Origin of the sequence: Amycolatopsis sp. NPDC005232 (assembly GCF_040607795.1) — a bacterium.
Lineage (GTDB): Bacteria > Actinomycetota > Actinomycetes > Mycobacteriales > Pseudonocardiaceae > Amycolatopsis.
The window spans coordinates 295,404-320,101 of the sequence record NZ_JBEXHL010000009.1; the positions used below are offsets into that span (position 1 = coordinate 295,404).

A 24,698-nucleotide genomic window follows, 5' to 3' on the forward strand; every position below is an offset into this window, starting at 1 on the left:
CCCGATGCTCCTGGAACTCGCCACGGCGCTCGCCGGGCTCACCGCCGACGTCACCGCCACGGCCCACCCCGACGGCTCCGTCACGGTCACCGAACAGGTCACCACCGGCACTCCCGCCACTCACCGCATCGCCCTGCGCGTGGCCACCACCGACGACGAGGACCGCGTCTACACCGTCCGCGACGCCCGCCTCACCGGCTCCGGCCACCTCGACGAGGACTCCGACGGCCTCGCCGCGACCTACACCGGCCCCGCCACCCTGTCGTACACAGTGGACGGAGCCGTCGCCGGCGGCGGGCAGCTGCGCTGGCAGGTCACCGGCGGCTGGGACGCCGACCTCACCCGCCTCACCACGGCGTTCAGCGCCCCGGGGATCTCCACAGTGGACTGCTACGCCGGCGCGATCGGCTCGGCTCGCCACTGCACGTTCTCCGAGCTCGGTGCCGGCGGTATCGCCCGCGTCGAGCAGGACGGCCTGCGCCGCGGCGAGCGCGTGGACCTCGCGGTCGAGATCCCGCCCGGCGCGCTGCCCGCCAACGCCCGGTTCGTCGCGGTCTCCCCGGTGGCCGACTTCTTCAAGGGCCCGGGCATTCCCGTGCTCGCCCTGGTCCTGCTGCTGATCGCCGCCGTGCCGACGTGGCTGCACCGCCGTCGTGGCAAGAACCGCTTCGAGGTGCTCAGCCATGGTTACTGATCCGGCCAATAGTAGGCCGACCCCCGCGCGGCACGTAACCGTTGCCGCGAAGTCATTCGGCCGTGACTGTGGTCGGATCGGTAACGATCGGCACAGTAGCTTCCGCAGCTTCGCCGTCGTCCTGGCGATCCCGGCCCTCGTCTTCGCCGCGACCCCGGCCCAAGCCCAGGACCTGCCCGCCCTGCCGCAAAGCGCCGAGGTCACGCTCAAACTCCAGCGCGACGGCACCCTGTCCGTCACCGAGGCCGTCTCCGTCCCGGCCGGCACCACGATGACGCGCACCCTCCCGCTGCGCACCTCCGCCGACGCCGGCCACGACCGCGTGCTCACCGTGCGCGACCTCAGCATCGAGGGCTCCGGCAGCACGCAAACCACGGACGACCAGATCGTCGTCGACCTGCGCGGCGGCACTTCGGTGGTCCGCTACACCGTGGCCGGGACCGTCGGCAGGACGCTCGGCGTCGAGCACCTGACCTGGGACCTCGCCGGCGGCTGGGACACCCGCCTGGAGCTGCTGCGCGCGACCTTCGCCGCGCCGAACTTGCCCGACGCCGTGGTCTGCCTGGCGGGCCCGCCCGGCTCCGCCACCCCGTGCGGCGCCGCGCAGCTCGACCACTCCGGGCTCACGCGCGTGTCGGTGTCGAAGCTGGCGCCGGGCGACCGCGTGGAGCTCACCGCGGAGCTGCCCGCCGGCACCGTGCCCGCGACCGAACAGCTCGTGCCCGCGAAGTCCGTGGCCGGCGCCTTCCTCGTCACCACCCCGATCCTGGCCGCGTGGCTCGCCCTCGCGGCGCTCGCCATCGCCGGCCTCGTCACGCTGCTGGTCCTGCGCCGCCGCGACCGGGCCGCCGTGCTCCCGGTCCGGCTCGAAGTCGACGGCCAGTTCTCCTCACCCCAGGGTGTGCTCCCCGGTCACGTCGGGTTCCTGCTCACCGGCCGTACCGACGACCTCGACGTCGCCGTCACCGTGCTCGACCTCTGCGTCCGCAACTACCTGTGGGTCGGCGAAGACGGGCAAGAAGGCTGGACCCTCCACCGCCGCAACCCACCCGACGGGTACCTCACCGCCTTCGAACGGACGGTCTACGAAACCGCCGTCCCCGGCGATTCGGCGCCGCTGTCGGCCATCACGCCGGACATCGAGGACGAACTGCGCACCGCCGTCGTCCGCCGCGGCTGGCTCACGCGCCGGCCGGCCCTGGTCGCCAAAATCGCCGCCCGCCTCTGCTTCTACGGCGTCTTCCTCACTGCCCTGCTCGCTTTCACCGCCGGATACGCCCAGCTCGGCCTGGTCGTGGTCGCCACCGGCGCCGCGCTCACCCTCTTCGCCCAGTGGCTGCCCCCGCGCACGCAAGACGGCAGCCTCCTGCGCGACCAACTCCGGGGCCTGCGCACCGAACTGGCCACCCCGGCGGAAGTCACCGAACTGATCTTCTCCCGCGCCCTTCCGTACGCCGTCGCGCTCGGCGAAACCGACCGTTGGCTCGGCACGCGCGCGGAACCGGTTTGTTCGCTTCAGGCGTACTGGTTCGGCGCCCCCGCCACACCCGTCCGGACCAGCGCTTTCCTGGCCGCGCTCGGCGCCGCGACCAAGAGCGCGCCCCACGCGCTGGGAGGGGTGCCACCAGCCGAGCCGAGGGTCGGGTCCTCTGCGTAGGGTGGGGGCATGGCCGATCCCGAGCTCGTCCGTTTCACGATTGACAACGGTCTGCGCGTGGTGCTCGCCCCGGACCCGACCGCGCCTGTTGTCGGGGTCAGCGTGCACTACGACGTGGGCTTTCGCTCCGAGCCGGAGGGGTTGACGGGTTTCGCGCACCTCTTCGAGCACTTGATGTTCCAGGGCAGTGAAAGCCTGGAGAAGCTGGCCCACTTCCGCCACGTGCAGTCGAGCGGCGGGACCTTCAACGGGTCCACCCACCCCGACTACACCGACTACTACGAGGTGCTGCCGTCGGCGGCCCTCGAGCGCGCGCTGTTCCTCGAAGCCGACCGCATGCGCGCCCCGAAGCTGACCGCGGAGAACCTGGCGAACCAGATCGAGGTCGTCAAGGAGGAGATCCGCCTCAACGTGCGCAACCGCCCGTACGGCGGGTTCCCCTGGATCCTCCTGCCGCCGGTGCTGTACTCGACGTTCGCCAACGCCCACGACGGCTACGGCGCGTTCGAGGACCTCGAAGGCGCGACGCTCGACGACTGCGCCGCCTTCTTCGACACCTACTACTCGCCGGCCAACGCGGTGCTCACCGTCGCCGGCGACTTCGAGGTGGAGAACGCCAAGGCGCTCATCCAAAAGCACTTTGGCGACGTGCCGCACCGGCCCGCGCCGGTGCGGCCTTCGTTTGCCGAGCCGCTGCCCACCACGGAGCTGCACGGCGAGCACGAGGACGCGCACGCGCCGCTGCCCGCGATCGCCGTGGGCTACCGCATGCCCGACCCGATCAATGACCTCGACGGTTACCTCGCGTACCTCGTGCTGGCCGGTGTCCTCACCGACGGTGACGGTTCCCGCCTGCAGCAGCGCCTGGTGCACCGCGAGCCGCTGGTGGTCGACATCGGTGCCGGCGCCGGGCTGTTCGGCCCGTTCGAGGCGCGCGACCCCGACACGTTCACGATCACCGCGATCCACCCGCCGGACGTGGATCGCGAGCGCGTGCTGGCCGCCCTCGACGAGGTGCTGGACGAGCTCGCGACGACGCCGCCCGATGAGCAGGAGCTCAAGAAGGTGACCGCGCGCTGGGCCGCGAGCCTGCACTCGGAACACGACCGGCTGGTGTCGCGCACGCTGGCGCTGGGCGCGTTCGAGCTGCTCTACGGCGACGCGTCGCTGGTGCACCGGCTGGCCGACCGCATGTCGGCGGTCACCGGCGAAGCCGTTTCGGCCGCGGCGAAGGCGCTGCGCCCCGACGCGCGCGCCGTGCTCGTCGTGAAGCCCGCCAACTCCGAAGGGATGGACGAGCAGTGACTTCGGCTACGCATCGCAGCGCGCAGGAGATCGGGCGCACCGCGACCGGTCCGCGTCCGCTGCCCGAGCTCGGCGCGCAGCGCGCCGCCACCGACCTGTCCCATGTGGACACCACGCTGAGCAACGGCCTGCGCGTGCTCGCCGTGCGCAAGGCCACGGTCCCGCTGGTCGAGGTGCGGCTGTGGATCCCGTTCGCGGGTGAGGACGCGCTGCACCCGGCCACCGCGGAGGTGCTGGCCGAGACGCTGCTCACCGGCACCGCGAAGCGCGACCGCGTGGAGATCGACGCCGAGCTGGCGCTGATCGGTGGCGACCTCGGCGCGGGCGTGGACCCGGAACGCTTGTACCTCAACGGTTCCGCCTTGGCTGAAGGCCTGCCGACGCTGCTCGACGTGCTCGGCGACGTGCTGACCGGCGCCACCTACGGCGAGGCCGAGGTGACCCGTGAACGCGAGCGGCTGATCGAGCGCATCGCGGTGTCGCGCACGCAGCCCCGCACGATCGCGCGGGAGGCGTTGCAGAAGCAGCGCTACGGCGACCACCCCGTCACGCGTGAGGTCCCGCAGGCTTCTGATGTTGCTGTTGTCGTTCCCGAGCAGGTGCGGGCGCTGCACGCGGCATCGGTGCTGCCGCGTGGTTCCGTGCTGGTGGTCGTCGGCGACATCGACCCCGACACCGTGCCGGCCGAGCTCGAACGCGCGCTCGGCGGCTGGGCCTCGGACCGCTCGGCTCTCGTGCTTCCGACGCTGCCGGAGCTGACCGGCGGCAACGTGCTGCTGGTGCCGCGCACCGGCGCGGTGCAGTCGCAGATCCGGCTTTCGGCCCAGACGGTGGCCCGCACGCACCCGTCGTACGCGGCGCTGCAGCTGGCGAACCTGGCGTTCGGTGGGTACTTCTCCTCGCGCCTGGTCGAGAACATCCGTGAGGACAAGGGTTACACCTACGGCGCCCACTCCGGCTTCGAGTTCACCGGCGAGAACGCGGTGGTGAACGTCGACGCCGACACGGCCAACGAGGTCACCGCCGCCGCGCTGCTCGAAACGCGCTACGAGCTGGGGCGCCTCGGTCTCGTGCCGCCGACGGCCGAGGAAGTGGAGTCGGTGCGCCAGTACGCGATCGGCTCGCTGCTCACTTCCACGTCGTCGCAGTCGGGTCTGGCCGGGCAGCTGATGGCGCTGGCGACCACGGGCCTCGGCGTCGAATGGCTGCAGGAGCACCCGGCGCGCCTCGCGGCCGTGACGGGGGAGCAGGTGGCCGAGGTGGCGCTGGAGTACTTCGCGCCCAAGCGGTTCACCGGCGTGGTCGTCGGCGACGCGGAGCTGCTCGCGCCGAAGCTGACGGCGCTGGGCGACGTGACGGTGGGCTCGGAGACGGCCGACTGATGACCGTACCGTTCACCCTGGAGTCGCTGCCGACCCTGTCGCGGTCCACTGTGGACCGTCAGGAGACGTTGCGCACCAACCCGGAGCGTCTCGTCTCCAAGTGGTCCGAGGCCCGCGTGGTGCTGCTCGACGACACCGGCCGCACGCCGGTGGCCGAGGGCAGCTCCTCGCTGGCCGCCCGCAAGGCCATCGACTTCGGCACGGAACCCCCGGCCGACGCGGTGTTCCTCGGCGAGTGGGAGGACACCGACTACTGGTCGCTGCCCGGCCGCCCCGAGGGCGACGTCGACACCGTGCAGATGTCCGGCAGCTGGGGCGTGGTCGAAGAGGTCCCGCGCGTCGACGGCGAGATCTGGGTCGAGCTGCGCGGCTACGGTGACCAGCTGGACGACACCTCGGCCGGCCTGTTCACCACCGCGCAGGCCCTGCGCCACTGGCGGCGCCAGGCCCGCTTCTGCACCCGCGACGGCTCACCCACGAACCTGATCCAGTTCGGCTGGGCCAGCAAGTGCGAGGCCAAGGGCCACGAGGAGTACCCACGCACCGACCCGGCCGTGATCTGCCTCGTCCACGACCAGGACGGCGTCAACGGCTCCCACGTGCTGCTCGCCCGCCAGCCGGTCTGGCCCGCGGGCCGCTACTCCGTTCTCGCCGGCTTCGTCGAAGCCGGCGAGTCGCTGGAGGGCTGCGTGTCGCGGGAGATCCGCGAGGAAGTGGGCGCTTCCGTCACGGACATCCGCTATCTGGGCAGCCAGCCGTGGCCCTTCCCTCGCTCGATCATGCTCGGCTTCACCGCCCGCGCCGACCGCTCCGCCCCGCTGGTCCCCGCGGACGGCGAGATCGAAGAAGCCCTGTGGGTTTCCCGCGACGAGGTTCGTGCCGCTTTCCGCAACAGCGCGGGCGGCGAGGCCGTCCCGACTCCGATCGCAGGTGGTGCGTCGGAGATCATTCTGCCGGGTAACTCGTCGATCGCTCGCGTGATGCTGAAGGCGTGGGCTGACGCGGAGGAGTGACCTTCGGTTTTGCTCGTGACAGGGCCCCTTCCCGGCTTGAGCCGGGGAGGGCCTTTGTCGTTTCGCGGTGCGATTGCTCGTTGTATAGCGCGACTCGGCGAACCATTTTCGGTGCGTGCGAGGACGGCGGACCGCACGCTGCTCGGTGATCTACGACAGCCACCCCGAAACCAGCGACAACGAGGAAGACTTCGACGGTGAATGATCTTCCGGTCGCCGCTTACTGACTCCTGACCAGGCGAGGGGGCCATTTTCGCCCGGGGCTCTTTTCGTTTCGCAGTAGCGTGATTTCCCTGTGCCGTCGTTTCCTCGAACCGGCTGCGCTCGGCGAGCCTCCGTCGACCACGGCTGCTCGGTGCCAGCATGGGGCTCATGGACACCGTCGTCGTTCCGCGGAGCGTCCTCAGTGCGCTGAGGCAAGCCAGTGTCGCCGGAACAGCCACCGTGCTGATCGACCGATTTCGCACCACCGCCCGGGAAGCGGTCGCGCGGCCGCCGGCCGCGTACGGCGAGATCTTGGCTTGGCTGTGGCGGATAGACGCCGATGCCGCCGTGATCCACATCGCCGACCTGATGAAGCAGCTGCGCGAACACCATCCGCTCGCCCACGTGGTGACGCCTCCCGTCGGATTCGGCGAGCTCCTTGACGGCGTGCGCGAGTGCTTGCCCGCCGGCTTCGCCCAGGCTGACCTGCTGATTTCCTACACCCGCACCTCGCTGGGCGACTTCTACGGCGGTTGACGGCCTCCGGAGACCTGCCTCTGACGCCGCGCGCACGCTGAGCACCCGCTCAGTCACCCACCGCCGCGCCCGAAACCTCCTGGACTCGAAGTGTTACCCGCTCGTTCCGGATGACCATTGACGCGATGTGGCCCCGCTCACTACAGTCGCCCGAAACCGTCTGTAAAGTATCCTAATTAAGGGGCCACGAGTGCGCGCCGGAAGCCCGAGGATGTTGCGCGAGATCAACGATCGCGCGGCGATCGAGGCGTTGCTGCGCGGCGGGCCGCTCACGAGGGCGGAGCTCGAAGTCGTGATCGGGCTGTCCAAGCCGGCCACGGCGCAGCTGCTCACGCGCCTCGAGCAGGACAATCTCGTGGGCAAAGCGGGCGAACGCGCGGGCGGCGGACGCGGGCCGCGGGCCCAGCTGTGGGCCGTCAACGGCAGTCTCGCCCACGTCGCCGCCGTGGATCTCACGCCGCACGTCGCCGATTTCGTGATCGCGGATGTCGCGGGGACGGTCGAAGCGGAGTATCAGGTCGAGCTGCCTGTGCACGAGGGCGCCGACGTGATCGGCACGTTCGGCAAGGCGCTCAAGCACGTCACCAAGAAAGCCGGCAAGAACCTCGACGACCTGGCCAACGTCGTGATCGGCGCGCAGGGCGCGTTCGACCCGCGCACGGGCCTGCTCTCCTCCGCGCCCCACATCCCCGGCTGGCTGGGGTTCGACGTGCCGGCAAGGCTGAGCGAAGAGCTCGGGATCGCCGTGACCATCGAGAACGACGTGAACCTGGTGGCCGTCGAGGAGATGACGGTCGGGAAAGCCCAGGAAGTCGACGACGTCGTGATGGTGTGGCTCTCCGAAGGCGTCGGTGGCGCCGTGGTCATCGGGCGCCGGCTGCTGCGCGGCGCGACCGGCGGTGGCGGCGAGATCGACTGGATGCGCGTGCCCGATCCGTCCACTGTGGACACTAGTGACCGCTGGCCCGAGGCCGGCGCACGATTCGGCAACCTCGTGGACTCGCCCGCCATCGCAAGGCTCGCCCACGCGCACGGCCTCACTGCCGAAACAGGCCCGCAAGCGGTAATCCAAGCGACAACCCAAAGCCACCAACCCTTCCTCGACGACCTGGCCCGCCGCGTCGCCGGCGGTCTCGCGAGCCTCGTGGCCGTTGCCGACCCGCAGCTCATCCTGCTTTCGGGCGACACGAGCCGCGCCGGTGGCGACGAATTCGCCCAGCGAGTCGCACGAAAACTCCACGAACTGGTCCTGCCCCGAACCCCCGTCGCGCTCGCTTCGGTGCAGGGCAACGCCGTGCGCGCGGGCGCGTTGCAGTCCGCGCTCGCCACCGCCCGTGAAGACGTCTTCGGCGTCGTCACCCCCACGCTCCGCGGGTCGCGTCGGCCCTTGGAGGACACAGCGGGAGTGCCTCGGACGGCACTCCCGAGCTCTGCCCCGTCCCCGACCGAGTAACCACCATGAGGAGGAGGGTCATGGCCCCCACGACCCGCATCCGGAGGATCGCGCGAAGGCGTGGTTCTCTGCTGCTGTCCGCCGCGGCCGCCGCCACGCTGCTGGCGACCGCCGCGTGCGGCGCGGCCGCGCCGAGCGGCTCGGGCGACGCCGCCGCGCCGCCGAACAAGGACGACAAGCTCACCCTCACCGTCTACAGCAAGTTCACCGACCGCGAGTACGGCGTGGTCACGGCCGCGCTGAACAAGCTGAAGGCCAAGTACCCCAACATCACCATCAACCACGAGGGCAACCAGGACGACGACAAGCTCACGCAGTCGATCCGCGGCGGCAACCCGCCCGACGTGGCCATCTCCTTCTACACCGACAACCTCGGCGCGTGGTGCTCCACTGGCAGCTTCCAGGACCTCAAGCCGTACCTGGACCGCGACAAGATCGACGTGAACCAGATCCCCCAGGCCGTGCGTGACTACACGTCGTACCAGGGCAAGCGCTGCGCCATGCCGATGCTCGCCGACGTCTACGGCCTGTACTACAACAAGGACATGTTCGCGGCGCACGGCATCTCCTCGCCGCCGAAGACCACGACCGAGCTGTTCGAGGACGCGAAGAAGCTCACCGAGTTCAACCCGGACGGCTCGATCAAGACGATGGGCTTCATCCCGGCGATGCCGTTCTACGCCAACCAGGCGCAGTACTGGGCTCCGAACTTCGGAGCGCAGTTCATCGGTCCGGACGGCAAGTCGTCGATCTCGTCCAGCCCCGGCTGGAAGGCGATGTTCGAGTTCCAGAAGAAGCTCATCGACTTCTACGGCGGCCACGACAAGGTCGAGAAGTTCAAGGCCGGCCTCGGCGACGAGTACTCCGCCGACAACGGCTTCCAGAAGGGCAAGCTGGCGATGATGTACGACGGTGAGTTCCGCACCGCGTTCATCAAGGACCAGACCCCGACGCTGAACTACGCCACCGCGCCCGCGCCGGTGCTCGACAGCATGGCCGACCACTACGGTGCCGGCTTCGCCACCGGCACGATCATCGCGATTCCCAAGGGCGCCAAGAACCCCGGCGCCGCGTGGGAGCTGATCAAGCAGGTCACGCTCGACACCGACACGCTCGTGGACATGGCCAACGGCCTCAAGAACGTGCCGAGCACCACGGCTTCGCTGTCCTCGCCGAAACTCGACGCGCCGCCGCAGTTCAAGACGTTCCTCGACATCTACGGCAGCGGCAAGCTGGTCGCCAACCCGTCCACGCCGATCGGTGACGCCTTCCTCAAGGCGGTCAACGACTTCGCCGAGAAGTGGCAGGCCGGCTCTGTGCCCGATCTCGACGCCGGCCTCAAGCAGGTCGACGCCCAAGTCAACGACGAGCTGGCGCAAAAAGGATCGGGCGGATGACTCTGTCCAACGGCGCCTCGGCGGTAACGAGTACCTCGTCGCAGGTCCTCCCCACTGAGGCGACGATCCCGCCTGCACCTGCCAAGGTGCGGGCGGGATCCCGCCGGGCCAAGCGCCGTCGCACGGTGTTCTACTTCATGGCGCCGGCGACGCTGGGGTTCCTGATCTTCTTCGGGTACCCGCTCATCGCCACGGTGTACTACTCGTTCACCCGCTACGACCTCATCAACCCTCCACAGTGGATCGGGTTCGACAACTACGTGCGCATGTTCACCAGCGAGCCGCTGGTGAAGACCGCCGCGTACAACACGTTGTGGCTCGTGATCATCCTGACGATCTGCCGGGTGCTGTTCTCGCTCGGCGTCGCGTCGGTGATCTCGCGGCTGAAGTCGGGCGTCGGCCTGGTCCGCACGCTGTGCTACCTGCCCACGCTCGCGCCGCCGGCCGCGGCGACGCTCGCGTTCGTCTTCGTGTTCAACCCGCAGTTCGGCCCGGTGAACCGGTTCCTGCACCTCGTGGGCATCGACGGCGGGCTGTGGTTCAACAGCCCGGTGATGTCGAAGCCGTCCCTCACGCTGCTGGCGCTATGGGGTTCGGGCGAGCTGATGATCATCATCCTGGCCGCGTTGCTCGACGTGCCGACCGAGCAGTACGAGGCCGCCGAGCTCGACGGCGCCGGCGCGGTCCGCAAGTTCTGGCACGTCACGCTGCCCACGATCTCGCCGGTGCTGCTCTTCGGCGTGGTCAACTCGATGATCTACGCGCTGCAGTTCTTCACCCAAGCCATCGTGGCGTCGTCCGCCTCGGCGGGCACTGCCGACGTGGCCGGCAACTCGAAACTCATCGGCGCGCCGGAGAACTCTACGCTGACGTATCCGATCTGGTTGTACGTACAGGGTTTCCGCTACTTCAACATGGGCTACGCGGCGGCGATGGCCGTGCTGCTGTTCATCGTGTCCGCGGCCTTCACGTGGGTGCTGGTGCGGCAGCTGCGTAAATCCCAACACCAGGAGGAGGGGGCATGACGACGCTTTCGGCTCCTGCGAAACCCGCGGCTCCCGTCCCACCACGCGTGCAGTTCAAGCGCCAGTGGGACAAGCGGCTGGGCTTCATCGCGACCCACGCCATCGGCATCGCGCTCGGTGTGATCTTCGTGTTGCCGCTGCTGTTCGTGTTCCTCACCGCGGTGATGAAGAGCGACCAGGCGATGACGTCGAGCCTGTGGCCCACGGAATGGCACTTCGAGAACTTCGTCGAGGTATTCCGGAAGGCTCCTCTGCTGGAGTACTTCGGCAACAGCCTGCTGTACTCGTCGCTCGCGACGGTCGGCGCGCTCGTGTCGGCCATCCCGGCCGCGTACGGCCTCGCGAAGGTCAAGTGGCGTGGGCAGAACCTGTTCTTCATGCTCACGGTGGCCGCGATGATGCTGCCGCCGCAGGTCACCGTCGTGCCGCTGTACGACCTGTGGGTGCGGATGGGCCTCACCGGCACGCTCGTGCCGCTGATCGTGCCGTACTTCTTCTTCGACGCGTTCTCGATCTTCCTGCTGCGCCAGTTTTTCCTCACCATTCCCAAGGATTACCTGGAAGCGGCGAAGATCGACGGCTGCAACGAGTTCCGGGCCATGACGCGGGTGCTGCTGCCCATGGCCAAGCCCGGAATCGCGGCCACCGCGATGTTCTGTTTCCTGTTCACCTGGAACGACTACTTCGGACCCCTGCTCTACACCGGTGAGAACCAGGACAACTGGCCGCTTTCGCTGGCCATCGCCTCGTTCCGCGGCATGCATCACGTGGAGTGGAACCTCACGATGGCCGCGACCGCGCTGATCATGGCGCCGGTGATCGTGTTGTTCGTGTTCGCGCAGAAGTCGTTCGTCAAGGGCATCACGTTCACGGGAGTCAAGGGATGAAGCTGGCAGTCGTCGGTGGCGGGTCCACCTACACGCCGGAACTGGTCGACGGCATCGCGGGCCGCAGGTCCACTTTGGATGTCGACGAGATCGTGCTGATCGACCCGGACTCCTACCGCGTGGAGACCGTCGGCGGGTTCAGTCAGCGGCTGCTCGACCACGCCGGGCACCCGGCGCGGGTCCGTACCACCGCGAACCTGGAGGAAGGCGTCGAAGGCGCTTCGGCTGTGCTCATCCAGCTGCGGGTGGGCGGACAGAAGGCGCGGGCGTCGGACGAGACGTTCCCGCACGCGTGCGGATGCCTCGGCCAGGAGACGACCGGCGCGGGCGGTTTGGCGAAGGCCCTGCGCACGGTGCCGGTGGTGCTCGACATCGCCGAGCGCGTGCGCAAGGTCGCGGGTGACGACACTTGGATCGTGAACTTCACGAACCCCGTCGGCATCGTCACGCGGGCGCTGCTGCAGGAAGGCCACCGCGCGGTGGGGCTGTGCAACGTCGCGATCAACCTGCAGCGGAAGTTCGCCAAGCTGCTCGGTGCGTCGACGGGAGACGTGCGGCTCGTCCACACCGGACTCAACCACCTGAGCTGGGAGCGCGGCGTGCTCGTCGACGGCGTCGACCGGCTGCCCGAGCTGCTGGACAAGCACGCGGAGTTCCTTGGCGAGGAGGTGACCGCGCCCGTCGAGTGGATGCGCCGGATGAACGCCGTGCCGTCGTACTACCTGAAGTACTACTACTCGCACGACGCGCAGGTGGCCAAGCAGCTCACGGAACGCCCGCGCGCCGAGGTGGTGAGCGACGTCGAGGAGGAGCTGCTGAAGATCTACCTCGACCCCGAGCAGGTCACCAAGCCGGATTCGCTGGAGAAGCGCGGCGGCGCGTACTACTCGGAGGCCGCCGTGCAGCTCGTGCACGCGCTGACGGCGGGCGGGCCGGCCGAGGAGCACGTGGTGAACGTGCGCAACGACGGCACGTTCTCCTTCCTGCCCGATGACGCGGTGATCGAGGTTTCGTCCTCTGTGGATTCGGACGGTGCTCGGGCGATACCGCAGCAGACGGTGGAGCCGCGCTTCGCCGGCCTCATCGCCGCGGTCACGGCCTACGAGCACCTTGCCCTCGAAGCCGCTGTGAAGGGCGGACGCGACCGCGTGGCCGACGCGCTACTGGCCCACCCGCTCGTCGGCCAGTACACCAAGGCCGACCAGCTGGCCGACTCCCTCGTGTCGATCAACCGCGATTTCCTGCCGTGGGCGCGCGGATGAGCGAAGCCGGGCCCGCGGTCGTGGCGATCGACGGGGGCAACAGCAAGACCGAGGTGCTCGTGGTGTCGCGCGAGGGCGACGTGCTCGCCGAATCGCGCGGCCCCGGCGCCTCGCCGCAGAACGTCGGCGTCGACGGCTGCGTCGCGGCGCTGGAGACGCTGGTGCTTTCGGCATTGACGTCGGCGGGTCTGCCGACGGCGCGGCCGTTCGGCGTGCACACCTCGGCTTACCTCGCGGGGCTGGATTTCCCGCGTGAGGAAGAGGCGCTGCACGCCGCGTTGTTCGCGCGCGGCTGGAGCTCCACCTTGCACGTGGGCAACGACGTGCTCGCTCTGCTGCGCGCAGGCAGCTCCGACGGCACGGGCGTGGCCGTGGTGTGCGGCGCCGGGATCAACGGCGCCGGCGTCGGCCCGGACGGGCGCGTGCACCGCTTTCCCGCGCTGGGCAAGATCTCCGGCGACTGGGGCGGCGGTTACCGCCTCGGTGAGGAAGCCCTGTGGTGGGCCGTGCGGGCGGAAGACGGCCGCGGGCCTTCTACGGCGCTGCAGGCGGCGGTTTCGGGTTTCTTCGGTGTTTCGAGAGTGTTCGACGTGGTGCAGGGCCTGCACTTCAAGGAGATCGACTCCGCCCGGATCCACGGGCTGTGCCCACTGCTGTTCGACGTCGCCGCCGCCGGCGACGAGGTCGCGCAGCAGGTCGTGACGCGCTTCGTGGAGGAGGTCAGTGTGTTCGCCGCGGTGATCCTGCGGCAGCTCGACCTGACCCAGTCGGCACCCGAGGTGGTGCTCGGCGGGGGAGTACTCACGGGCGTCGGCCCGTCGGTGATCTCCGAAATCGAGCGGCGCTGCCTGAAGGTGGCTCCGCGGGCGGTGGTGCGGGTGGTCGACGTGAACCCCGTCGTCGGCGCGGCATTGTTCGGCCTCGACGAGCTGGGTGCCCCACCTTCGGCCAAAGCCGCCCTGAAGGCGGCCACCCAACGCACCCCAATGTGGCGTTCGGTGCGTTGAGCGCACCCAATGTGGCGTTCGGTGCGTTGAGCGCAACGAACGCCACATTGGGGCGGTTGGGGCCTCAGCCCACGATGTTCTTCCCGGTCTCCAGCACGGACTTGAGGTCGGAAAGCACCCAGGCCCAGCCGCCACCGGCGTTCTCGCCCGGACCGGCGTCGACGTTCTCCATCGCGCCCGACACGAGCGCCGCGTGCCCGGGCGCGCCCGTGACGTCGTGGGTCACGGTCAGTCTGGTCCCGGCGGTCTTGGTTTCCTCGATGTCGTACGTGAGCGTCGTGTAGGGCTCCGCGACGAGGCTCGGGTCCATCAGCAGCTTCCACGTGATCACGAGCTTGCGCGGCGGGTCGGATTCGAGCACCTCGCCGTCCAGCAGGTCACTCGTGAACCCCGCGTCGATGAACTCCTGCGTCGGCTTGGTGCGGTGCTTGCCGCCCGTCTTGAGGTCGAACTCGGCCAGCCCGGAGTACCCGTACTTCTGCGTCCACTCCGGCTTGGTGATCGCGTCCCAGATCGCCTGCGGCGTCGCCTTGATGTACACGCGGTTGACCTGCACGGTCTTGGTCTCGGTCATTTCGGTGGCTCCCTCTCCAGATCGCTCTTGAGTTCCATCAGCGCCGACACGTGGCGCTCGGTGTACTTGTCGATCCACCGGTCGTGGATCTCCCGGATCGGCACGGGGTTGAGAAAGTGGAGCTTCTCCCGCCCCTCCTTGCGCGTGACGACGAGGCCGGCCTCCTCGAGCAGCTTGAGGTGCTTCATCACCCCGAACCGCGTCATGTCCACTTCGGACTCCAGCTCCGTGAGCGTGCGGCCGTCACGTTCGAACAGCCGGTCCAGCAGACCCCGGCGGGTCGGATCCGCCAGCGCCTTGAACACCAGGTCGTCGTCAGGCACTCGACGAGAATAGGTGACCAAAAGGTCACATGTCAACCCGTGCTCGAATCAGGGCCTGGCGTTTGTGCTGATCAGCGGGTTCGGCTGCTCGCGGGGGAGACCCCGGTGACCCGCTTGAACGCTGCACTGAACGCGCTCTCCGAGCCATACCCCCACCGCGCCGCCACGGACGCGACCGTGCGGCCCTCGGCCAGCTCCCGGGTGGCGCCGGAGATCCGCCGGTGCAGCAGGTAGTCCATCGGCGACAACCCCACCAGCGCCTTGAACCGCGTCGCGAACACCGTGCGCGACAGGCGTGCCTCGGCCGCCAGCCGGGCGACTGTCCAGCCGAACGCGGGACGCCGGTGCATCGCCGCCAGTGCGGCGCCGATCGCGGGGTCGCGGAAGCCCGCCAGCCACGCGGGTTGCGCGCCTGCGCCGAGGAGAGCGCGCAGCACGTGCAGGGAGAGGATCTGCGTGAGGTGCTCACGCATCGCGCCGCCGCCTGGTCGGCCGGTGGTTTCGAACGCGAGCAGCCGCAGTGTCGAGCTCAGCGCCGTGTCCGGATCGGTGATGCGGATCGAGGAACCGAGGTCCTCCAGCAGCACCGCCGCCGCGGGGTCGGCGAAGTCCAGGGTGGCGCCGACCAGGACAGTGCCGGCCGGAGAAGGGTCCGAAGTGGAACCGGCGTGCCCGTCGGTGCCGGTGAACACGCTGCGGGCCTCGACCGGCGTGACGTCCGGTGTGCTGGCCGTGACGTACGCGGCGTCGCGGCCCACGAGGTAGCAGCCACCCGCCGCGAGAAACACCGGCGCCGACCCCTCGGGCAGCAGCCAGCACGAGCCTGCCGTCACGGTGATCACCTTGGGGTGCGAGCCGCCGAACCGCACCGCCCACTCGCCGCCCGCCGTCAGCCGGGCTGGGAGAGCCGGGCGCACGGCCGCCATCGACAGGACGTCCGCAAGCGGGTCCGGACGATCCAGCACGAGCTCCGAACGCTCACTCATGGTCCGCACCCTCCGCCCTGCCTAGCGTGGGAAGCACCGAAGAAAGGAACCTCCGTGCAGTATCAACAACTCGGCGCCACCGGAACTTTCGTGTCCAGGATCGCACTCGGCACCATGACGTTCGGCGGCTCGGGCACCATGCCGTGGGACTTGATCGGCGGGCTGGACCTCAAGGCGGCCGACGAACTGGTCGGCATCGCCCTGGACCAGGGCGTGAACCTCATCGACACGGCCGACATGTACGCCCGCGGTGAGACCGAGGAGATCCTCGGCAAGATCCTCAAGGGCCGCCGCCGCGACGTGGTGCTCGCCACCAAGGCGTACTCGCGCATGGGCGCCGGTCCCAACGAGGTGGGGCTCTCCCGCGTGCACCTGCGCCATGCGATCGAGGACAGCCTCCGCCGCCTCGGCACCGACCACATCGACCTCTACCAGATCCACGCCCACGACCACCTGACGCCGCTCGACGAGACCCTGGCCGCCCTCGACGACGCCGTCCGTCAAGGCAAGATCAGCTACGTCGGCACGTCCAACACCTTCGCCTGGCAGCTCGCCAAGGCCCTCGGCGTCGCCGACCTGCGCGGCTACCCGCGGTTCGTGTCGCTGCAGGCGTACTACTCGCTCGTCGGCCGTGATCTCGAGCGAGAGCTGCTGCCGCTGGTCAACGAGGAGAAGCTCGGCCTGCTCGTCTACAGCCCGCTGGCCGGCGGCTTCCTCTCCGGCAAGTTCACCCGCGACAGCCACGACGCCTCCGGCCGCCGCGCCCAGGCCGACAACCCGCCGCTCGACCGCGAGCGCGGCTACGACATCGTCGACGCCCTGCGCAAGATCGCCGACCGCCACGACGTCGGCGTCGCCCGCGTCGCGCTGGCCTGGGTGCTCGCGCAACGCGGCGTGACCAGCGTGATCGTCGGCGCCAAGCGGCCCGACCAGCTGCACGAGAACCTCGCCGCCGTCGACCTGGAGCTCACCGGGCAGGATCTCGCCGAGCTGGACGCCGTCAGCGCTCTGCGGCCGGAGTATCCGGCCTGGGCCCTCGACGGCGCCTATCCGTCGCGCACGCCCTAAAGCAAGGCGCCCAGCGGCAGAATCAAGGCGATCGACACCACCGAGATCACCGTCTCCATCACCGACCACGTCTTCAGCGTCTGCCCCACGGACATCCCGAAGTACTCCTTGACCAGCCAGAACCCGGCGTCGTTCACGTGCGAGAAGAACAGCGAACCGGCGCCGATGGCCAGCACCAGGAGTGCGTTGTGCGTCGGGTCGAGGGTCGCGGCGAGCGGCGCGACGATGCCGGCGGCGGACACGGTGGCGACGGTCGCGGAGCCCGTCGCCAGACGGATCGCCACGGCGACCAGCCAGCCGAGCAGCAGCGGCGACAAGTGGGCGCCGGTGGACAGGTTGGTGATCACGCCGCCGACGCCGGCGTCCACCAGCGTCTGCTTGAAGCCACCGCCCGCGGCCACGATGAGCAGGATGCCCGCGATCGGGGCGAGTGAGTCGCTGATGATCGACGACAGTTTCGCGCGGTACAGGCCCGCCGGGCGGCCCAGTGTGACCATGCCGACGAGCACCGCGAGCAGCAGCGCCACCAGCGGGTCGCCGACGAAGTCGAGCACGCGGCGCACGGCGTTTTCCTTGCCCAGCAGGATGTCCGACAGCGCCTTGAGCAACATCAGCGCCACGGGCAGCAGGACCGTGGTCAGCGTCGCGCCGAAGCTGGGCCGCTTGTCGACCTCGGTGCTCTCGGACGCGGGCACCAAGCGCTGCGGCGGCGTGGCGTCCGGCACCCACCGCGCCGCGACGCGGCCGAACAGCGGGCCGGCGATGACCACCGTCGGGATGCCGACGAGCAGGCCGAGCGCGAGCGTGATGCCCACGTTGGCGCCGAGCGCACCCGCCGCGGCCAGCGGGCCGGGGTGCGGCGGGATCAGCCCGTGGAGCACCGACAGGCCCGCGAGCGCCGGGATTCCCAGCAGCAGCACGGGTTTCCCGCTGCGCTTGGCGACGAGCAGCACCACCGGGATCAGCATCACGAGACCGATCTCGAAGAACATCGGCAGTCCGATCAACGCGGCCACCAGCGCCATCGCCCACGGCAGCCCGGCGCCGTGCACGCGCCCGAGAATCGTGTCCACGATCCGGTCCGCACCGCCGGAATCGGCCAGCAGCTTGCCGAGCATCGCGCCGAACGCGATCAGCAACCCGACCGAAGCGACCGTGCTGCCGACGCCGCTTTCGAAGCTCTTCAACAGCTTGTCCACGGGCATACCGGCCACGAGGCCGAGCACGCCGGAGCCGATCGTCAACGCCAGCAGCGGGTGGAGCTTCAGCTTGCTGATCAGCACCACGATCACGGCGATGGCGAGCACCGTCGCCAGGGTCAGGCGGCTGTCGTGGCCGGTCCAACCGGCCGCGAGGGTGGTGGTCATGCACGCTCCTGGAACGCGTGAAGCGCCGCCTCGACGAGGGCGGCGGGAGGTTCGGTGATCTCGACGACGTAGCCCGGCTCGTCCGGCTGCAGGGGTTCGAGGTCCGCGAGCTGGGAGTCGAGCAGCGTGACGGGCATGAAGTGACCCTTGCGGGCCTGCATGCGCTCGGCGAGCACGTCGCGATCGCCGTGGAGGTGGAGGAACCAGACGCTGCCGCCGGCTCTCAGCTCGTCGCGGTAGCGGCGTTTCAGCGCGGACGACGACACGATTCCACCGGACTTCTGGTGCGTCGCGATCCAGTGCGAGATCGCTTGCAACCAGGGCTCGCGGTCGGCGTCCGTCAGCGCGTGGCCGGCGGTCATCTTCTCGATGTTGGCCTTCGGGTGGAAGGTGTCGGCCTCGGCGTACTCCACGCCCAGGCGCTCGGCCAGCGCCTCGCCGACCGTCGTCTTCCCCGAGCCGGAAACGCCCATCACGACGATGACGGTCATCCGCACCTCCTTGTGTCCGCACGAGTCAAACTCAAAAGTACTACTTATTCAAGAACAAGTAGTACTTAATCGAATCAGAGCGGTAAGTTGGCCGAATGGGGAGCGATCGGCACGAGGAAGTCCTCGACGTGCTGGGCGCGGCGATCGCCAACGGCGAGCTGGCGCCCGGCGCCGTGCTGCGATCCGACGAGCTGCAGGAACGCTTCGGCACCTCACGCACGGTCGCGCGAGAAGTCGTGCGCGTGCTCGAAACGATGGGGCTCACCACAAGCCGCCGCCGCGTCGGCGTGATCGTGAGCGGCCCGGACGGGTGGAACCACTACGACCCGCGCCTGATCCGCTGGCAGCTCGACGGATCCGGGCGCGCGGCGGCGCTGCGGACGTTGACGGAGCTGCGCTCGGGCGTCGAGCCGTCGGCCGCGCGGTTCGCGGCGCTGCGCGCGACGCCGGAGGACCGCGGCCGGCTGCGCGCGCTGGGCCATCGTCTGGAGGAGACGGCCCGGGCGCGCGACCTGACGACGTTCCTCGGCCACGACATCGCGTTTCACGACCTGCTGCTCACCGCGTCGGGAAACCCGATGTTCGCACAGCTGTCCTCGGTGGTCGCCGAGGTGCTCGCGGGCCGCACCTCCCACGGCCTCATGCCCGAGGAACCGCAGCCCGAAGCCGTCGCGCTGCACGTGGAAGTGGCCGTGGCCGTGGATTTCGGCGACCCCGATCGAGCCGAGCGCGCGATGCGCGACATTGTGGACCAGGCACGGGACGAAATCGCCGCCGCGGTGTCGAGTAATCTCGGCGGGCAGTAACCACACGCACTGAAATCACCGGCGTTTCGCCGGCCGGGCGTCGACCCGGCGGCGGCACCGGAAACCACGTTCCCGGGGGGCTACTGGTGAGCGCGGCACGCGCGATCGGCTTGATGCTCGGCCTGGCGGCCGACGGCGTCCTCGGCAACCCCCGGCACCGCCCGACCGTCACGGCGTTCCGCCGCTTGGCGACGCTGGGCTCCGGCGCCGGGCAGGGCGGGGATTCCGCCGCTGCGCTGCGCGCGGGTGTTGCTGTTGGGATGCCTGGGGAATCCGCTTTCACGCTTGCAGCCGGCGCCGAGGCTGTCGGTGCGCCCGGGGGAGAGCTCGCCGCCTCGATGTCCGCCCGCGCCGCCGTCACCGGCCTCGGCCTGGCGGGTGCCGTCGTTGCGGTCGGGCTGTTCGCCGAACGCGCCGCGCGCGACCGTCCCGTGGTGCAGGCCGTGGTCACGGCCGTCACGACCTGGGCCGTCGTCGGCGCCGCCGGTCTCGCGACGCAGGGCACGGAGCTTGCGCGCGACCTCGAAGAGGGCCGCCTCGAACCCGCGCGCGGCACACTGTCCGAACTGGACCCGCGCGTCGCCGACGGGCTCGGCATGATCGCGCTTTCCCGTGCCTCCGTGGAAACTCTGGCCGAGAACACGTCCGAAGTGGTCGTCGCGCCGCTGCTGTGGGGAGCGCTTGCCGGGGTGCCGGGGCTGCTCGCGTCGCGGACCATCAGCGTCCTCGCGCGCGGCTCGGCGGGTCACTGGCTGGTCGCCCGGCTCGACGAGCTCGTCCACCTCGTGCCGACGCGTGTCGCGGCCGCCCTCACGGTGCTGGCCGCTCCCGTCGTCGGCGGCTCCGCGGGCGGCGCGTGGCGGGCTTGGCGGCGGGACACGATCGCCCACCCGAGCCCCAACGCGGGCCGCGTGGAGGCCGCGTTCGCCGGTGCGCTGGAGATCCGCGTTGGTGGGCGCACGGTGTACCCGCAGGGGGTGGTCGAGCTGCCCGTGCTGGGCGTCGGCCGCAACCCGGACGCCGGTCACGTCACGCGCGCGGTGGAGCTGTCGCGTGTCGTCGGCTGGCTGGCGGGCGCGACTTCGGTGACGGTGGCCCTCCTCGTCGGCGCGCGCCGACGTCGTCGCAAGTAAGTCGGTCGCAAGTGAGTCAGCTGCGCCGCTGAAGGTGCTCCAGCGCGGCCGCGTCCAACGGCCCGCCCCGCGCCGCCAGCTTCCCCGAGATCCGCTCCCGGTCGGCCGGCGTCTTGTTGCCGCCGTACTTGAACTTCGCCTGCACCGACGTCACCGTCAGCTCGATCCCGCGGATCCCCGGCAGGAGCCGCCGGTCGGGGGCATCGACCGAGGACACCGGCGTGCGGCTGCTGCCCGGTTCGAAGTGCCCGAGCTGTCGATTGAGCACCTCCGCCTTCTCAGCCGGATCGTCGACGATCCGCACGTCGCAGGCGAGCTGCGCGGTCGCGTAGTACGACGTCGGCACGCCCACCGCTGGGTCGTCGGCGGTGTTCCAGTCCGACCGGATGTAGGTGTACTCGCCGATCACCGTCAGCAAGGCCCGCGGGTGTTCCTCCAGCAGCGGCCACACCGGGTTGGGCCGCGCGAGGTGCAGCCACACGGTGGCCTCGCCGTCGAAGGTGAAGTGCGTCGGGACGACCACCGGGACGTCGCGGCCGCGGCCGCCGGCCACCAGCTGGCCGAAGTCGTGGCTCTTGAGCCACTGCCGCCATTCCGCGTCGTCCCCGGCATCCCAAGGGTGGATCAGTATGACACCGAGTATCGCCCGACGAAGTGGCCCCGAAACAGGGCCAGTTCCAGGCTGGAACAGGTGACCACTTGGCAACCGCTTCGGCTACGCCGAGGGGGTGAACTCTTCCTCGTCCTCGGCCAGCATCTCCGCCACGGACTTGCGGCGCGTGCGCTCCGGCTTCTCCGTGGTCAGGGCGCCACCGGGCTTGAGCTCCCGGATCGTGAAGTACAGCCAGCCGAAGATCGCCATGCTGCCGAACGCCAGCCACTGCAACGCGTAGGAGAAGAACGGCCCCGAGTCCAGCTGCGGCAGCGGCAGCGCGCCGAGCACGCCGGGCTGGTTCTCGTCGAGCTGGAAGTAGCCGGGCCGGATCTTCAGGCCGGACGAGCGCGCCACCACCTGTGAATCGACGGTGTAGCTCTGCAGCTTCCCCTTCGTCGACGCGTCGGAGAACGCGTCGCGGTGCTTCGGGTCCACCTCGTCGCTGCGCACGCGCGCGACCACGGTCACCTGGCCTCCGGGCGCGACGGCGTAGGGGAGCACGCCGGACTGGTCGTCGAGCCGCACGTAACCGCGGTCGATGAGGTAGACGGTCCCGTCGGCCGCGCGCAACGGCGTGAGCACCTCGAACGCGGCCTCACCCTGCACGGTCCGCAACCGCGCCACGACCTCCGCCGACGGCAGGTACGTGCCCGTGATCGACACGAGGTGCCATTCCGTCTGCTGGTCGGGCGTCGCGTCGGCCGGCATCAGCTGGGCGACGGGCGCCGGCTGGGCCGTGAACGACGCGGTGAGCGCGTTGTTCTGGGCCTCCTGCTCGGCGTCGCGCCGGAACTGCCAGGGCGCGAGAAGGGTGTAGCAGCAGACGGCGAAGGTGAACACCACCACCGTCAGTGCCAGCCAGCCGGGCCGGAGCAGAAACCGCAACCGCACCCCTCCACGGTAGGCCGTCGCCCCCACCGGGTGCGCGGCGACCTCTCCCACCTGTGATTTCCCCGGGACAAACCGGTCCTAACCGTGCGCGCGCACCCAGTCGAGAAGGGCGGGCATCGCGCGCTCGATCATCGCCAGCACGTCCTCGAAGCCCTCGTCACCGCCGTAATACGGGTCCGGCACCTCCGCGCCGACCCTCGCCGACGGGTCGAACTCACGCAGCAGCCGCACCTTCGCCGGATCCTCGACGCGCCCGCGCAGGAAGTCGAGGTGCCCCTCGTCCGCCGCCAGCAGCAGATCGGCCTCCAGGTCTTCGTCATTCACCTCCGACGCGACGTGCTGCGTCGGGTAACCGTGCGCACGGAGAGTCGCCTGCGCCCGCCGGTCCGCGGGCTCCCCCGCGTGCCACGGCCCGGTGCCGGCACTGGACACCTTCACGCGGTCGGCCAGCCCCTCCTCGGCGAGCTTGGCCCGGAACACCAGCTCCGCCATCGGCGAGCGGCAGATGTTGCCTGAACACACGAACACCACAGTCAGCACGGGTTTCCTTCACTCCTCGGATGGGTGGCTCGGACACGGGAAAGCCCTCCAGGGTTCTCGGATCGCTGGAGGGCTTTCTCCGGGTTTTTCCGTTACGGATCAGCGTCCGAGCTGTGCCAGGAACGCCGACCAGCCGTCACGCGTGGCCGTCAGGTGCCCGGCCGGCCGGTCCTTCGTGTCGCGGATCCCGACGAGGTCGGTCGCCACGGCGACCTCCACGCAATTCGAGGTGTTCTGTGACCGGCTCGACTTCCGCCAGCCGGAGAACTGCTGCTGTTTCATGCCTTCGTCTCCAAGTTGCCGAGGACATCAGCGATGAACGCACGTGTTTCGTCCGGACTCATCGCAATGTCCTGAACCCTATCGGTCGCCAGCCGGTACGCCTCGACGTCGACGGATTCGTGGAAGAACAGGGCTGATCGCCGGTTTTCGATCTGAACCACCGGCGTGCGGTCGACGAATTCCAGAACATCGAACGGACCTTCCAGCGCGGGATGCCAGCCCGCGGACTCCGGGATGGCCCGAAGGGTCACGTTGCTCCAGTGGCTCGCCTCTTCGAGCGCACGCAACTGCTCTGCCATCACGGCCGGGCCGCCGATGTTCCGGCGCAGCGCGGACTCGTCGACCAGCGCGAGCAGCTCGGCTGGGCGTGCACGTCGCATGATCACGTCACGGCGCCCGATGCGCACCGCAACCCGGGTTTCGATCTCCCCGGCGGGAACACCACCGGCGCCGATGATGGCGCGCGCGTAGCCCGAGGTCTGCAGCAGACCGGGGATCAGCAGTGGCGACACGTTCACGATCCGAGTCGCGTCGCGTTCCAGTTCGAGCAGCGCGGCGAGCTGGCGTTGCTGCTCGGGCAGGCCCGAAGCGACCCAATGCCGCCCGTCGGTGTTGCGTGAGAGTTCGACGAGTTCCTCGCGAAGCTCATGGTCGGTGCCGAGCGCGCCGAGAACCGTGGCCACGTCTGTTGGCCGCGGGCTCCTTTCACCCGACTCCCATCGGCCGACCGTGGTGTGTGCGACGCCGATACGGGCCGCGAGCGTTCGCGCGCTGAGCCCAGCGTCCTCGCGAGCCCTGCGGAGTTCGGCGCCGATTGCGCGCGCTCTGGGACTGGTGCCAGCCATGTGCCATAGGAAACCACACGCAGAGTCGCGAACAGTTACCCGATCGGTGCATTGTGCCGAGCAGTGTCGCGATACATAGTTTCCCGGCTCCAAACGGCACCGCATGGCACCAGGGCGGCACCGGCTGGAGCGGGAGATCAGATGCGGCGACGGGGAGCGGGGCATGACGGTGAGGATCTCGGGCGAACTATCGCCGGCGATGGTCGAACGTGGGCTGTACGCGGTGCATTTCTGGGCAGTCGACACCCGCAACCACCGTTACATGCGATCGCAACTCGAAGACCCCGATCGCGGCACCTTCCATCCCGGCTGCGTGCTGAACAGCTCCATGATCCCGGCGCGCTGGGCCTTCCGGTCCGAACTGTCAACGGACGAACTCGCCGAGGACCGCGACAAGTCCCGCGACTGCCGCGTGTGCTTCCGGGCGAGGCGATGACCATGGGCTGGTGGATCACCGACGACGGCCACGAAGTCGACACCGACCGCGACACCGGCCAGGTCATCGACGACGCCGGCCGGCGCACCGTCGCCGACTTCGCCACGTGGGCCCTGACCGGCGTCGAACAGGGGCGCACCATCGACGACCTCGCCAAGACCGCCCAATGCGGCGACGCCTTGATCCGCCTCGCGATCCTCGTGGCCCGCCGCCACCGCGCCGCCGGCCACCACACCGCCGCGGACCGCCACCCCGACGACCTGCTCGCCGAGGACCCCGCCCGGGACCGCGTCGCCGAGGCCCGCCCTGCCGAGGACCGCGCCGCCGCAGACAGGGTCGCCGAGGGCCGAGCCGCTGGGAACGCCACCCCTACCTGACCGACCCCCATCCAGCTCCCGGCCGCCGCCCTGGTGCCCCGACCCCGGTGCGGCGGCCGGGTTCCAACCTTCGCCGTCCGATGGTGCGGCGACGGTGGAGG

Annotated in this window: 27 protein-coding genes; 17 read left to right on the top strand and 10 right to left on the bottom strand. The window is 69.8% G+C overall.

The window, feature by feature from the left end; translation table 11 throughout:
- The first annotated feature begins 4 nt into the window (after positions 1–4).
- From ABZU76_RS20100 to ABZU76_RS20155, 12 genes are all read left to right on the top strand, one after another.
- Positions 5–694, top strand: coding sequence for a DUF2207 domain-containing protein (locus tag ABZU76_RS20100; RefSeq protein ID WP_354871517.1), 690 nt, complete (start codon positions 5–7; stop codon positions 692–694).
- On the top strand, positions 684–2,351 hold the full coding sequence (locus ABZU76_RS20105) for a DUF2207 domain-containing protein (RefSeq protein WP_354871519.1): 1,668 nt from the start codon (positions 684–686) through the stop codon (positions 2,349–2,351). The genes ABZU76_RS20100 and ABZU76_RS20105 overlap by 11 nt, the downstream gene beginning before the upstream one ends.
- 9 nt (positions 2,352–2,360) lie before the next feature.
- Entirely contained in the window at positions 2,361–3,656 is a 1,296-nt protein-coding gene (locus ABZU76_RS20110; RefSeq protein ID WP_220246484.1) for a pitrilysin family protein, read from the top strand.
- Positions 3,653–5,038, top strand: a complete 1,386-nt coding sequence (locus tag ABZU76_RS20115; protein ID WP_354871522.1) for a pitrilysin family protein — start codon at positions 3,653–3,655, stop codon at positions 5,036–5,038. The genes ABZU76_RS20110 and ABZU76_RS20115 overlap by 4 nt, the downstream gene beginning before the upstream one ends.
- Complete coding sequence (gene nudC, locus ABZU76_RS20120) at positions 5,038–6,051, top strand: NAD(+) diphosphatase (RefSeq protein ID WP_354871525.1); 1,014 nt, start codon at positions 5,038–5,040, stop codon at positions 6,049–6,051. Before ABZU76_RS20115 ends, nudC begins: the two co-directional genes overlap by 1 nt.
- Before the next feature lie 372 nt (positions 6,052–6,423).
- Complete coding sequence (locus ABZU76_RS20125) at positions 6,424–6,792, top strand: hypothetical protein (RefSeq protein WP_354871528.1); 369 nt, start codon at positions 6,424–6,426, stop codon at positions 6,790–6,792.
- A gap of 211 nt (positions 6,793–7,003) precedes the next feature.
- Positions 7,004–8,245 carry an ROK family transcriptional regulator gene (locus tag ABZU76_RS20130; RefSeq protein ID WP_354871612.1) on the top strand — a complete coding sequence of 414 codons (1,242 nt, stop codon included), beginning with the start codon at positions 7,004–7,006 and terminating at the stop codon, positions 8,243–8,245.
- 20 nt (positions 8,246–8,265) lie between these two features.
- On the top strand, positions 8,266–9,642 hold the full coding sequence (locus ABZU76_RS20135) for an extracellular solute-binding protein (protein WP_354871531.1): 1,377 nt from the start codon (positions 8,266–8,268) through the stop codon (positions 9,640–9,642).
- Complete coding sequence (locus tag ABZU76_RS20140) at positions 9,639–10,667, top strand: sugar ABC transporter permease (RefSeq protein ID WP_354871533.1); 1,029 nt, start codon at positions 9,639–9,641, stop codon at positions 10,665–10,667. The genes ABZU76_RS20135 and ABZU76_RS20140 overlap by 4 nt, the downstream gene beginning before the upstream one ends.
- Positions 10,664–11,554, top strand: a complete 891-nt coding sequence (locus ABZU76_RS20145; RefSeq protein ID WP_354871536.1) for a carbohydrate ABC transporter permease — start codon at positions 10,664–10,666, stop codon at positions 11,552–11,554. Before ABZU76_RS20140 ends, ABZU76_RS20145 begins: the two co-directional genes overlap by 4 nt.
- On the top strand, positions 11,551–12,816 hold the full coding sequence (locus ABZU76_RS20150) for a 6-phospho-beta-glucosidase (RefSeq protein ID WP_354871539.1): 1,266 nt from the start codon (positions 11,551–11,553) through the stop codon (positions 12,814–12,816). The genes ABZU76_RS20145 and ABZU76_RS20150 overlap by 4 nt, the downstream gene beginning before the upstream one ends.
- Entirely contained in the window at positions 12,813–13,823 is a 1,011-nt protein-coding gene (locus ABZU76_RS20155) for a BadF/BadG/BcrA/BcrD ATPase family protein (RefSeq protein ID WP_354871542.1), read from the top strand. The genes ABZU76_RS20150 and ABZU76_RS20155 overlap by 4 nt, the downstream gene beginning before the upstream one ends.
- Positions 13,824–13,887: 64 nt before the next feature.
- Here the strand turns inward: ABZU76_RS20155 and ABZU76_RS20160 are convergent, their stop codons facing one another.
- The 3 genes from ABZU76_RS20160 to ABZU76_RS20170 all read right to left on the bottom strand — a co-directional run bounded on the left by ABZU76_RS20160 (position 13,888) and on the right by ABZU76_RS20170 (position 15,706).
- Entirely contained in the window at positions 13,888–14,397 is a 510-nt protein-coding gene (locus ABZU76_RS20160) for an SRPBCC domain-containing protein (RefSeq protein WP_354871544.1), read from the bottom strand.
- The gene (locus tag ABZU76_RS20165; RefSeq protein ID WP_354871546.1) at positions 14,394–14,720 is read right to left on the bottom strand and encodes a metalloregulator ArsR/SmtB family transcription factor; all 327 of its coding nucleotides are present in this window, start codon (positions 14,718–14,720) and stop codon (positions 14,394–14,396) included. The genes ABZU76_RS20160 and ABZU76_RS20165 overlap by 4 nt, the downstream gene beginning before the upstream one ends.
- 71 nt (positions 14,721–14,791) lie before the next feature.
- Positions 14,792–15,706 (bottom strand): AraC family transcriptional regulator, encoded by a 915-nt coding sequence (locus ABZU76_RS20170; protein ID WP_354871548.1) that lies wholly within the window; start codon positions 15,704–15,706, stop codon positions 14,792–14,794.
- 90 nt (positions 15,707–15,796) lie between these two features.
- Here ABZU76_RS20170 and ABZU76_RS20175 point away from each other — a divergent pair, with 90 nt between their 5' ends.
- Entirely contained in the window at positions 15,797–16,774 is a 978-nt protein-coding gene (locus ABZU76_RS20175) for an aldo/keto reductase (RefSeq protein WP_354871551.1), read from the top strand.
- On the opposite strand, the gene ABZU76_RS20180 is transcribed toward ABZU76_RS20175, so the two are convergent.
- Entirely contained in the window at positions 16,771–18,141 is a 1,371-nt protein-coding gene (locus tag ABZU76_RS20180) for a gluconate:H+ symporter (protein WP_354871554.1), read from the bottom strand. The two genes, ABZU76_RS20175 and ABZU76_RS20180, sit on opposite strands and share 4 nt — an antisense overlap.
- Positions 18,138–18,632 carry a gluconokinase gene (locus tag ABZU76_RS20185; protein WP_354871555.1) on the bottom strand — a complete coding sequence of 165 codons (495 nt, stop codon included), beginning with the start codon at positions 18,630–18,632 and terminating at the stop codon, positions 18,138–18,140. The genes ABZU76_RS20180 and ABZU76_RS20185 overlap by 4 nt, the downstream gene beginning before the upstream one ends.
- Before the next feature lie 95 nt (positions 18,633–18,727).
- Between ABZU76_RS20185 and ABZU76_RS20190 the strand changes: the two genes are divergently transcribed.
- The gene (locus ABZU76_RS20190; RefSeq protein WP_354871558.1) at positions 18,728–19,438 is read left to right on the top strand and encodes a FadR/GntR family transcriptional regulator; all 711 of its coding nucleotides are present in this window, start codon (positions 18,728–18,730) and stop codon (positions 19,436–19,438) included.
- Between the two features lie 113 nt (positions 19,439–19,551).
- On the top strand, positions 19,552–20,571 hold the full coding sequence (locus ABZU76_RS20195) for a cobalamin biosynthesis protein (protein WP_354871614.1): 1,020 nt from the start codon (positions 19,552–19,554) through the stop codon (positions 20,569–20,571).
- Positions 20,572–20,587: 16 nt separating this feature from the next.
- Here the strand turns inward: ABZU76_RS20195 and ABZU76_RS20200 are convergent, their stop codons facing one another.
- The 5 genes from ABZU76_RS20200 to ABZU76_RS20220 all read right to left on the bottom strand — a co-directional run bounded on the left by ABZU76_RS20200 (position 20,588) and on the right by ABZU76_RS20220 (position 23,784).
- On the bottom strand, positions 20,588–21,202 hold the full coding sequence (locus ABZU76_RS20200) for an FMN-binding negative transcriptional regulator (RefSeq protein ID WP_354871616.1): 615 nt from the start codon (positions 21,200–21,202) through the stop codon (positions 20,588–20,590).
- Between the two features lie 84 nt (positions 21,203–21,286).
- Positions 21,287–22,117 (bottom strand): SURF1 family cytochrome oxidase biogenesis protein, encoded by an 831-nt coding sequence (locus tag ABZU76_RS20205; protein ID WP_354871560.1) that lies wholly within the window; start codon positions 22,115–22,117, stop codon positions 21,287–21,289.
- Between the two features lie 78 nt (positions 22,118–22,195).
- Positions 22,196–22,657, bottom strand: coding sequence for a low molecular weight protein-tyrosine-phosphatase (locus ABZU76_RS20210; protein ID WP_354871562.1), 462 nt, complete (start codon positions 22,655–22,657; stop codon positions 22,196–22,198).
- Positions 22,658–22,756: 99 nt separating this feature from the next.
- On the bottom strand, positions 22,757–22,939 hold the full coding sequence (locus ABZU76_RS20215) for a DUF397 domain-containing protein (protein ID WP_354871565.1): 183 nt from the start codon (positions 22,937–22,939) through the stop codon (positions 22,757–22,759).
- On the bottom strand, positions 22,936–23,784 hold the full coding sequence (locus tag ABZU76_RS20220) for a helix-turn-helix transcriptional regulator (RefSeq protein ID WP_354871567.1): 849 nt from the start codon (positions 23,782–23,784) through the stop codon (positions 22,936–22,938). Before ABZU76_RS20220 ends, ABZU76_RS20215 begins: the two co-directional genes overlap by 4 nt.
- 163 nt (positions 23,785–23,947) lie before the next feature.
- On the opposite strand from ABZU76_RS20220, the gene ABZU76_RS20225 reads away from it, so the two are divergent.
- Complete coding sequence (locus tag ABZU76_RS20225; protein WP_354871569.1) at positions 23,948–24,220, top strand: hypothetical protein; 273 nt, start codon at positions 23,948–23,950, stop codon at positions 24,218–24,220.
- Between the two features lie 2 nt (positions 24,221–24,222).
- Entirely contained in the window at positions 24,223–24,597 is a 375-nt protein-coding gene (locus ABZU76_RS20230) for a hypothetical protein (RefSeq protein WP_354871572.1), read from the top strand.
- The last annotated feature ends 101 nt before the right edge of the window (positions 24,598–24,698 follow it).